The sequence below is a fragment of the Piscirickettsia salmonis LF-89 = ATCC VR-1361 genome, from assembly GCF_000297215.2.
In the GTDB taxonomy this organism is placed as follows: Bacteria; Pseudomonadota; Gammaproteobacteria; order Piscirickettsiales; family Piscirickettsiaceae; genus Piscirickettsia; species Piscirickettsia salmonis.
This window is the reverse complement of sequence record NZ_AMFF02000237.1, coordinates 1-1486: the sequence shown is the minus strand read 5'-3', so window position 1 is coordinate 1486 and position 1486 is coordinate 1. Positions and strand designations below refer to the sequence as shown.

General features: G+C 40.9%; 1 protein-coding gene. It reads left to right on the top strand.

What is annotated here, in order from left to right; translation table 11 throughout:
- The first annotated feature begins 81 nt into the window (after positions 1-81).
- Positions 82-1227 carry a multifunctional tRNA nucleotidyltransferase/2',3'-cyclic phosphodiesterase/2' nucleotidase/2'phosphatase gene (locus C200_RS16605; protein WP_016212287.1) on the top strand — a complete coding sequence of 382 codons (1146 nt, stop codon included), beginning with the start codon at positions 82-84 and terminating at the stop codon, positions 1225-1227.
- Positions 1228-1486 lie beyond the last annotated feature (259 nt).

The window sequence follows — 1486 nt, the reverse complement described above, 5'->3', positions numbered from 1 at the left end:
TGACATGTGCGTAAGGTGAGTAATTAATAAAACAGTCATAGTAAAATCAAATTTGAGAACAATAACTAATCAGGTAATCTTGTGAAAATATTTCTAGTTGGTGGCGCCGTCCGCGATGAATTAATCAATTACCCCACCGAAGACAAAGACTGGGTCGTCGTCGGTAGTACACCTGAAAAAATGATAAAACAAGGTTATCATCCTGTAGGCAAAGATTTTCCTGTCTTTTTACACCCTCAGACTAAAGAAGAGTATGCGCTAGCACGCACCGAGCGCAAAACCGCTCAAGGCTACCATGGCTTTACCATTCATGCTGACCCAAGTGTTACCCTGGAAGAGGACCTGATGCGACGGGATTTAACCATTAATGCGATGGCCAAAGACCACCATAGCAAGATCATTGACCCTTATCATGGCCAACACGACATAAAAAATAAATTACTACGTCATGTCAGCCCGGCCTTTAGCGAAGATCCAGTCCGCATTTTACGCATCGCCCGTTTTCTCGCCCGTTATCATCATCTGGGCTTTACTATCGCAGCAGAAACACGCACACTGATGGCCCAAATGGTTCAAGCCGGTGAAGTTAATACCTTAGTTCCCGAACGCGTCTGGCAAGAATTATCAAAAGCCCTACATGAAAAATCACCCAGCGCCTTTTTTTCTACACTAGAACAATGTGGTGCGTTAAAAATATTATTCCCTGAGATAGCTGCCTTAATCAATCAAGTCAAAGATACCGCTTGGGAGCCACAATGCAACCTTTGGTCACACTTTTTAAACTGTTTAGATCAACAGGAAAAACCACAAATTCGCTTTGCCAGTGCACTCAAGACCAGTTATTACTCAAAACAATCAAACCTTAAGTCACTCATTCAGCGCTTGCGCATTCCTAAATCGTTTAGCTCAGTTATGTTAACAACAGCCCAATTACACCCTATTTATTATAGCCTGCCCAAACAAAATGCAGCGCAAATTCTAGATTTACTCAATCAATTAAGTGCATTTAAAAATACTCAGCAATTAAATAACTTCGCTGATTCTTGCAATCTAAATCTAAACCTAAATCAATTATCCGATCATAAAGAAAAATTACAGCACTACATTAAAATAGTAGAAAGCATTAATCCAGACGAATTTATCCAGCAAGGGTTACAGGGCGCTCAAATTGGCACAGCGATTCAAGAAAAGCGTTTAGCACTGATAAAAGGCTCTCGAAAAAAATAAAACGACTTTAATCTAAGTGAGGCGTTTAGTTCTAAAGTTTAGCTAGAACTTAAGCAATTAGGCCAACCTCCTCGGTATTTTTATATAAATCAACGCTTGTTGTGTAACTTTGCAACTTCAATCATAAAAATAACGTAAGCGTCGCTACCTCGGTAGGTATTTTGCACATCCAATGATGCAAAATCGCCGAGCAAAACGCGACGACTATAAACCCTCGGCTGTCCGCGTCACACAGCGTTGCGTGCCTTGAATCGGCACA